Here is an 8,325-nt window from a genome sequence, read left to right on the forward strand (position 1 = left end):
TTTGTTTCCTTTTAGTACTAGGCAAGGAGGGGCAGGCTATACTGAGGTATGCCAAGCCGACTTAACGACGTAATAAAAGAGAAACGAAATGACGGAAATTTTTATTTTAGGAGGACATAACAAATGTCACGTTATACAGGACCATCTTGGAAACAAGCTCGTCGTCTTGGCTTGTCATTGACAGGTACAGGTAAAGAATTGGCACGTCGTAACTACGTACCAGGTCAACACGGACCAAACAACCGTTCTAAATTGTCAGAATACGGTTTGCAATTGGCTGAGAAACAAAAATTGCGTTTCTCTTACGGTTTGGGTGAAAAACAATTCCGTAACTTGTTCGTACAAGCTACTAAAATCAAACAAGGTACTCTTGGTTTCAACTTCATGCTTCTTTTGGAGCGTCGTTTGGACAACGTAGTTTACCGTCTTGGTTTGGCAACTACTCGTCGTCAAGCACGTCAATTCGTAAACCACGGTCATATCCTTGTTGACGGCAAACGCGTTGATATTCCTTCATACCGCGTTGAAGTTGGTCAAGTTATCTCAGTTCGTGAGAAGTCAATCAAAGTTCCAGCTATCCTTGAAGCTGTTGAAGCAACTCTTGGTCGTCCAGCTTTCGTATCATTCGATGCTGAAAAGCTTGAAGGTTCATTGACTCGCTTGCCAGAACGCGACGAAATCAACCCAGAAATCAACGAAGCTCTTGTCGTAGAATTCTACAACAAAATGCTCTAATTTTAAGAAATATCTTACAGAAAGCCTACAACAGTGGGCTTTTCGCTTTGTCTTAAAATGTTGATTTCTGGGTTTGCTCCCCTTTTTGCTCCCCCTAGAGTGCTTTTAGTGCTGTTTCGTAAAACGAGACGGCTTTTTTTGCGTTCTCTTTTGAGAGATGGCTATAAATATCCATTGTCATGGATAGAGTGGAATGACCTAGACGGTGTTGCAATTCCTTGTAAGGTATTCCAGAGTTAAGCAGTAAGCTAGCGTGTGTATGACGGAAACCGTGAAAACCAATGTTAGATACTCCAGCACGCTTGAAGTGAGTTCTCAGCCGTGTGGCCAGAGTCTTATTATTGGGGTAGTCATGGATAAAGTCCGAAAATACAACCGTTTCAGTTCGTCCTAACTTCCAAGCCTCTTGAATTTGTCTAAGCTGGTAGGCTTTCAATATGGCAATGGTTGCCTGGTCTATATCTATATCCCGATAGCTTGCTTTTGATTTTGGGCTATTGATTTGCCCGAGGTGGTTTAGTGTCTTGGTAATGCTGATAGTTGCATTCTCCAGGTCAATATCAGACCAGCTAAGCGCTAGGGCTTCATTGATACGGCAACCAGTGGCCAGTAAGAACTTGTATAGGGTGGCTTCATATAGATTTCTGTACTTGGTCAGGTCTAACCCTCCCAGGTAGTCGAGAAACTTTTTTAGGTCTTGATTTTCAAAATGCTTGACCTTTTTTCTCTTAGCTTTTTGAGTGTTACGAGGTAGGACGACATCACGCGCAGGGTTAGAAGATATTGCTTGCATAGTCACACCATACTGTAATATACGCTTGTTAAGGGCGTGGATCTTGTCATAATGCAGATAAGCCCCAAGCTCCCCCTTGTTAGTCTTGTCAGCTAGTTTGTTAATTATGCTTTGAATGAGTGGGGCGGTTAACTTATCGAGCTTATAGCCCCCAAAGAGTGGCAAAACATGGTTATCTAGCAGTCTCTTAATATTGTCTTGCGTGTTTGGTTTAACAGTGTATTTGTAACTTTCCCACCATAGTTCAGCCAATTCCTGATAACTTGCTATTGACGTGGCTTGAAACCTGGTGAATCCGTCTTGTTGGAAGGCTATTTTTTCTTGTTGGGCTTTCTGCTTAACCTCCTTATGTGTCCGACCCGTTACTTTGGTCTTTACTTTCTTACCCGTTACCTGGTCAACTCCCAGATATACACTAGCGCGGTACACAGTAGCACCGTTTTTCTTTTTTACTTCAGTTATTTTCATGATATATCCTTTCCATCAGCAGGCAAGCTATAAAGGTTTTATCATGCGTAGAGCTACGAGAATAGCCCTATTTTCGTTTGTTTTTGGTGGGTAGTAAAATACTAGTCACAAGTTAAAAGCGAATACAGACGATTTTGGAGCGTTTGACAGGGTATAAAGATTATAGGCTGATAGCACGCACCAGAAACCAGAAAAGATAAAAAATCTTTATTTATCTGTCAGTCTCTTTAGTGATTTTTCAAAGTCAGAATTTATTTTTTGCGTCTTGTTAAACAGTTTATATTCTGCTTTTGCTTTATCTTTGGCGGATTGTGTTGAGATCTTCCCGTGTCCTTGTAAAATATCGTATTCTTGGAAAGTCAAAAAGCGGTCAATGCTTTCAGCGAGTTGGGCCATGGTTTGGGCTTTTCGTTGTTCAATCTGTCTTTCTAAGTAATCAAAGTAGCTTGACACACCTCTTTCAAGAGAACGGATTTCATCAGCGGTTAGATAGTTCTTTGCTACCAAGGTATCTGCTTGCAGAATACGCCCGTCTGGGGAGTTTTTCCATGTTGTCAGTCCCATATTTTCTTTTGTATGGTCTGCTTTTGTATAGATAATTTCCGCAGCAGTTTGGCCAGTGATAGCATAGTGGAATTTATTCTGGACATCAGCATAGAAATTCTTTGTTAGGGTGCTTTTAGGGTCATAGTCTATAGATATTTCAGCAAAAATATCTGTGATTTGTAACCAAATTCGTCGTTCACTGGCGCGGATTGACCGCACACGCTCAAGCAGTTCACGGAAGTAGTCTTTTTCTAGGAGATTTTCCCCTTGTTTTAGGCGGTCATCATCCATGGCAAAGCCTTTTATCATGTACTCACGTAGGACAGAAGTAGCCCATTGTCTAAATTTGGTAGCTTTTTGGGAGTTGACACGATAACCAACTGAGATAATGGCGTCTAGGTTGTAATAACTGATTTCTTTTGTTTGAGTTTTGTCAGCCATTGCACCATGTTGAGTGGTATTTGCAATTTTTGCAACAACCACTTTTTCCTCTAGTTCCCCCTCTTCAAAGATATTTTTTAAGTGTCTTGAAATTGAAGAAATAGAAACATCAAACAGGCGAGCCATTTCCTTCTGACTAGCCCAGATAGTTTCCCCACGAATGATGACACTAGCCGTCTCTTGATCATTGTCAGCCGTATAAATTAAAAATTGTAATTCGTTCATCGTCTTCCTTTCTAAGATAATAAAATTTAGTAGTTTAGTAATCACGCGCCGAATGCTAACAAATGCTAATATACGGCCGATATAGAAGCTAAGGTTTGCTAAGGTTGCTAAAATATACTACATAGAAAAACCTAGATTTCACTGTTGAGAATAGTTGAGTTTTCCATTGACTTTTGAAGCCTATACTTGAAAATTTGTTCTGCAGTATATTTGGCTTGAAATTCTGTCATTTTACTAACCACGTCGTCTAATTCTGTAGTGAATTCTTTTATTTGATTTAGTGCTTCCAATACAATTTGTTTGTTTAACTTATCCGCACTAATTCCGTCAATCAATATATCAGTTATCTCTTCGATAGCAGTCACTTGTTCTACAAACACTGAGTTGGCAACTTCAAAAGCTTGCTTTGTTTTATCTTCTAAATTTTGGGTACTTTCGAGCAAGGCTTTTTTTGCATCTGATAATTTTACATCATACCCCAACAAATACCCGACACTTACCCCAAAATGGTCAGCGAGTGCCTGTGCTTTGTCTGGTTTGATTTGGCTTTCACCGTTTTCCCAGCGTTGATAGGTTCTAGGTGGCACTTGTAATTCAAGGGCTATTTCTTTTTGAGATAGCTTTTTTTCTTGCCTTAATTCTTTCAATCTGTTCATAAATTTCACGACCTTTCAAGGTTGATTATAACTAAGAATTAGAAAAAAATCAAAAAATGGCGTAAAAAAATTCAAAAAGCTATTGATAACGACAAAAGATGACGCTATAATCTTGATCAAGATTTGTTTGCGTCAAAAAATGACGTCAAATCCTATGCCCCTCCACGACCTTTCACACTTTCAATCTATGGAGGGGGATTTTTCAAAGAAAGGAGAATGACATGAGTAAACTCAAAGGCTATCGGGTCATGTTAGGACTAACCCAGCAAGCTATGGCGGTCAAGCTAGATATTTCTTTACAGTCATACAACAATAAAGAAACAGGCAAAACGCCATTCAATGACAAGGAAAAGAAAGCAATCAAGACCATTGTCGCAGAGGTTAAGCCAGATATAACCATTGATGAACTATTTTACAGTTAGAAAGGAGCAGGCAAGCAATGAGAAGGAACTACAGTAAAGTCATTGAAGAAATGCGAACCACTCACGGGTTGAACTTGGTTGCTATTGGTCAACGTATCGGAACAGACCCCCGAACGGTTGACAAGTGGGCACAGGGCAAACACCAACCCAACAAGGACAGCAGAAAGAAAATCAATGATCTATACAGAGAGGTAAAGCAGGACATGACAACGCAAGTAAGTATTTTTGAAGAAGTGAATGACCAGGGGGAGCTGCTACAAGTTATCTATACAGACAACTTCAACGGTCACGCCCTAGACGTTTACGGAAATTTTGAAAATCCGTTATTTATGGCTAGAGACATAGCGGAAATGATTGATTATCAAAAGACAGCACAAGGGAAATACAATACAGCAAAAATGCTGAAAATGGTTGATGAAGATGAAAAAATTAAGGGTATCCCTAATAGTCATACCCTAATAAACAGCGGAATGACAGTTTGGTTTTTAACTGAACAAGGGCTATATGAAGTGCTTTTCCAATCACGGAAACCAAAAGCCAAAGAGTTTAAACATTGGGTCAAACAGGTACTTAAAGAAATCAGAACCCAAGGCTACTACATGCAAGGTGAACTAATTCAAGAACCAACACACCCCACAATAAAAGCCCCTAGCACTTTGGCAGAGGCAGAACAGAATTATATCAACGCTTTGGCACAGGCAATTACGGAAACGGAGAACGTGGACAAGAAGAGAGCGCTTGCTGATAGGTTGACCACAATTCTTAATAGTACCCACTCAGGCGCGTGAGAGCAACAAAAAAAGGCTTAACGGGGACCAACCAGCAAAGCCTTTGAAGTAAATAACTAAAACACAATTCAGCAGGCAAGCTATAGGGGTTTTAGTAAAAATTTTATAGCTAGATTATACCATATCTAGGACACTTTGACCATACAGAGGGCGCTAACCCTTAAAACTGGAGTAGAAAAGTATTAGGTGCTGGTATCGGCATTAGGTTGCAATGGACCCAGAGCAGCCTAAACCAACCTAAGAAAATTACACACAGCAAGGCTATTATTTTGGCACAGGCTTATCTGGTAAGTCTGAGGCAGGCAACCGCTGGGAATAGTCTAGGCTTTAGATAAAAAAGGTTACAAGAAAACATTCAAAAATCTTTAACTCACGGAGACAGCCCACTAGGGCCATTACACAGAAACAAAATTAATAAACGAGGAAAAAACAATATGACAGAAAACACTAACGGGCTAAAGGCCCTAGCGGAGTACTCACAGCAACAGCATACTCCTAGCGTACTATTAACCGTCAAACAGCTAGAGGAATTAGGAAATGAATTAAGCGACATTATGAATGCGCTAGAAATGAGTAATCTAACGCTTGAAGGGTTGCAGTTTATCCAGGACAATGATGCAACAAGGACCGCTTGGCACCTAAGAAAATACATCAGGATTGCTTACAGGCAAAATGAAAAGTTATATGATCGTTTGGATAAAATTGCCTTTTACTTTTGAACAATGGCAACGCTAAAGAATTGGGGGCTTTGGAGAATGAAAGATAAGACTAACGATATTTTAGTAGATTATGAAGGGCTCTGTGGTCAGCTTACTAATATTTGTGAAGTGTTGGATCTTGCCACTGCAGGACATGACCAAACAACGACATCAGCTATTGTTAACACCGTTTTACAGGCCTTAGAAAAGATTATTGCAGATCATAAAGAATTGACTAACGGATACAGAGAGGATTTGAAACATGAATGAAGAACTGACACTAACTTTTGAACAAACTTTGATATTGCTTGCCATACTAACACCAATTAACTTTTTTCTTTGGTTTGGCGTTGGTTTAGGTACTTTCCAAGCCCCTGACAAGCCCAAAATCAAGCCAGAGGGTAATCATACCAGACGGCTGACAAATGCGAACTACGGGGCCTATATTCAATCACAGGGCAGATATTACAATTAGGGGGAAACGAATGACAAAAAAACAACTACCAGAACACTTACACAGAGTTTTTAAGCTCCTACCGCTTGGAATGGATTTGCCAATCAACGCCCCAGACATTGAGAAGCTGACAGGCTTGGACGTTCGAACCATTAGGGAACATATCCGCCAGCTAATAGTTGACTACGGTATTCCCGTTTGTGGTGGACGTGATAACAAGCTAGGGGGCTACTATATCCCCCAGAATGAAGTGGAACGACTTGCCGGAGTGTTACCATTACAACGGCAATACGACCAGGAGCATAAGCGTATTCACGCGCTCTTGACTGCTGACTTAGAAGACTGGAGGAAGTATAGAGATGTTTAGCCTAAGCAGAGAGAGCGAGCATGATCTAACTCATGGCTTGCTGGATATGGTTGAAAAGTACCTGGAGGCGCGTGAGAAAGTCAAACCAAGGACACTTGGACTAATCACAGCCCAACAGGTTAAAGATGAACTAGGCATAAAGGATAAGACCTTGAAACGTTGGGAAGATAATGGGTTAAGACGTTACCAGCCCCCACTAGAAGACACTAGAAAAATCTTCTATAGGGTGAGTGATATTTTGATATTTTTGGGGGTGGAAAAATGAGTAAATACAATACGCACCCAGCTACGAGCCTGGGCAACTGGAAAATGAAGAATGTACATACATCAAAAGAAAAAAATCGCCATTTTGTTACTGATGACCAGGAACAACGGCGGTTAGCCAATAAACTTAGAAAGAAACGAGGAAAAAGGAAATGACAAACTTTCAAACCTATCTGGGCTATGGTCAACCTTACCGAATGGCTGACGAACATATCTGGAAAGATAGGCGCCCAACCCTTGAGCATATCAAAGAACAGCAACAACTGAAGAAACTGAAAAAGAAAAGGAAAAGAGGAAAATAAGGCTTTGACAACTGAAGATTATTTTTTTACAACGCTAAAAGGAGCTAGGGGACAACTTAGCTATGAATGTGAGCTGATAAAAGGAAAAGCTTATCAAGAAGCCTATGACAAGGCTATATCTGACCCTAAAGAATTGAAAAAGATTGAAGATGAAAAAATCACAAAAACGGAGCTAGTTGAAAAGGCAATAGAAAAAGCCCAAACAGCCAGCAAAAAGGCATTACCAACTACACCGCTGGGCGTGGCGCTTATGTTGCAAAAGTTTGTCCGTTTTATCCGAATAAAGCCCGAAGCACAGGGACAAAAAGCACCTTTATACTACTATGATCCGGATAAGGGAATTTGGCTTGAAGATAATGAATTTTTGCAGGATCTAATTGCCGTGATTTTTCCAAGTGTCACAGAGAAACAAGCTTATGATATTTTATATAAAATCGCTAGACAGGCCCCGCTTAGAAAAATCAAGTCTGATTTTACAGTTATAGGCGAGCAACTTTATAACGGGAAGACTGGAACTTTTGAAAAATTAACACCAGAGATTACAGTAACAAGAAAAATCGATACAGAATACAATCCAGTTGCTAGGGAGCCTAATATAAACGGGTGGACCCCTACGGCGTGGTTACTAGAATTATTTGACGGTGATCAAGAGCTTTACAATCTTGCAATTCAAATTATAAAAGCCAGTATTACAGGCCAATCATTACACAAGATTTTTTGGCTATTTGGCGAAGGTGGGACAGGAAAAGGAACTTTCCAGCAGTTACTTATAAACCTGGTAGGCATGGAGAATGTGGCCAGCTTGAAAATCACAGGCTTAGAAAAAAGTCGCTTTTCAACATCAATATTACTAGGTAAGTTGCTTGTTGTTGGTGATGACGTGCAACAAGATGCGGAAATAAAAGACACGTCAGAAATGTTTAGTCTTGCAACCAGCGACATCATGACCATTGAAGAAAAAGGTCGTAAACCCTACAGCATTCGTTTCAACGTGACTATTATCCAATCTTCAAATGGTTTACCTAAAATGAAGGGTGACAAGTCTGCTATTGACCGCCGATTTAGGATTTTACCTTTTACGAAGGTATTCAAAGGCAAACCAAATAAAGCTATAAAAGAGGATTATATTAACCGTAAGGAAGTCCTTGAGTATTTAGTTAAGTTGG

The 8,325-nt window shown here is 40.1% G+C and carries 13 protein-coding genes; 10 read left to right on the forward strand and 3 right to left on the reverse strand.

Translation table 11 applies throughout. The features are described 5' to 3' along the window. Nucleotides 1-123 precede the first annotated feature (123 nt). Nucleotides 124-735 (forward strand): 30S ribosomal protein S4, encoded by a 612-nt coding sequence (gene rpsD / locus ODU37_RS09225; RefSeq protein ID WP_002938227.1) that lies wholly within the window; start codon nt 124-126, stop codon nt 733-735. Between the two features lie 94 nt (nt 736-829). On the opposite strand, the gene ODU37_RS09230 is transcribed toward rpsD, so the two are convergent. The 3 genes from ODU37_RS09230 to ODU37_RS09240 all read right to left on the reverse strand — a co-directional run bounded on the left by ODU37_RS09230 (nt 830) and on the right by ODU37_RS09240 (nt 3,864). Next, a complete protein-coding gene (locus tag ODU37_RS09230) occupies nt 830-1,996 on the reverse strand; it encodes a site-specific integrase (protein ID WP_024394575.1) in 1,167 nt (388 codons plus the stop codon). Between the two features lie 207 nt (nt 1,997-2,203). Continuing rightward, nucleotides 2,204-3,208 (reverse strand): virulence RhuM family protein, encoded by a 1,005-nt coding sequence (locus ODU37_RS09235; protein ID WP_002936172.1) that lies wholly within the window; start codon nt 3,206-3,208, stop codon nt 2,204-2,206. 131 nt (nt 3,209-3,339) lie between these two features. Next, nucleotides 3,340-3,864, reverse strand: coding sequence for a helix-turn-helix domain-containing protein (locus ODU37_RS09240; protein ID WP_024394574.1), 525 nt, complete (start codon nt 3,862-3,864; stop codon nt 3,340-3,342). Nucleotides 3,865-4,085: 221 nt separating this feature from the next. Between ODU37_RS09240 and ODU37_RS09245 the strand changes: the two genes are divergently transcribed. From ODU37_RS09245 to ODU37_RS09285, 9 genes are all read left to right on the forward strand, one after another. Beyond that, nucleotides 4,086-4,286, forward strand: coding sequence for a helix-turn-helix transcriptional regulator (locus tag ODU37_RS09245; RefSeq protein WP_024394573.1), 201 nt, complete (start codon nt 4,086-4,088; stop codon nt 4,284-4,286). A 17-nt stretch (nt 4,287-4,303) separates the two neighbouring features. After that, complete coding sequence (locus tag ODU37_RS09250; RefSeq protein WP_249562521.1) at nt 4,304-5,074, forward strand: BRO family protein; 771 nt, start codon at nt 4,304-4,306, stop codon at nt 5,072-5,074. A gap of 434 nt (nt 5,075-5,508) precedes the next feature. Further along, nucleotides 5,509-5,793: a hypothetical protein gene (locus tag ODU37_RS09255; protein ID WP_249562520.1), complete on the forward strand. Its 285-nt coding sequence runs from the start codon at nt 5,509-5,511 to the stop codon at nt 5,791-5,793. Between the two features lie 36 nt (nt 5,794-5,829). Continuing rightward, nucleotides 5,830-6,042, forward strand: a complete 213-nt coding sequence (locus ODU37_RS09260) for a hypothetical protein (RefSeq protein WP_024400809.1) — start codon at nt 5,830-5,832, stop codon at nt 6,040-6,042. Next, entirely contained in the window at nt 6,035-6,247 is a 213-nt protein-coding gene (locus tag ODU37_RS09265) for a hypothetical protein (protein WP_024400808.1), read from the forward strand. Before ODU37_RS09260 ends, ODU37_RS09265 begins: the two co-directional genes overlap by 8 nt. Nucleotides 6,248-6,257: 10 nt before the next feature. Then, nucleotides 6,258-6,593 (forward strand): hypothetical protein, encoded by a 336-nt coding sequence (locus ODU37_RS09270; RefSeq protein ID WP_024400807.1) that lies wholly within the window; start codon nt 6,258-6,260, stop codon nt 6,591-6,593. Beyond that, the gene (locus tag ODU37_RS09275; protein WP_024400806.1) at nt 6,586-6,858 is read left to right on the forward strand and encodes a hypothetical protein; all 273 of its coding nucleotides are present in this window, start codon (nt 6,586-6,588) and stop codon (nt 6,856-6,858) included. The genes ODU37_RS09270 and ODU37_RS09275 overlap by 8 nt, the downstream gene beginning before the upstream one ends. A gap of 151 nt (nt 6,859-7,009) precedes the next feature. Beyond that, nucleotides 7,010-7,159, forward strand: a complete 150-nt coding sequence (locus ODU37_RS09280; RefSeq protein ID WP_171992280.1) for a hypothetical protein — start codon at nt 7,010-7,012, stop codon at nt 7,157-7,159. Between the two features lie 157 nt (nt 7,160-7,316). Continuing rightward, nucleotides 7,317-8,325: phage/plasmid primase, P4 family (locus ODU37_RS09285; RefSeq protein WP_398580467.1), on the forward strand; the 1,009-nt coding region annotated here is incomplete at its 3' end.

Origin of the sequence: Streptococcus sp. 2021WUSS109, assembly GCF_044427305.1 — a bacterium.
GTDB classification, from domain to species: Bacteria; Bacillota; Bacilli; order Lactobacillales; family Streptococcaceae; genus Streptococcus; species Streptococcus suis.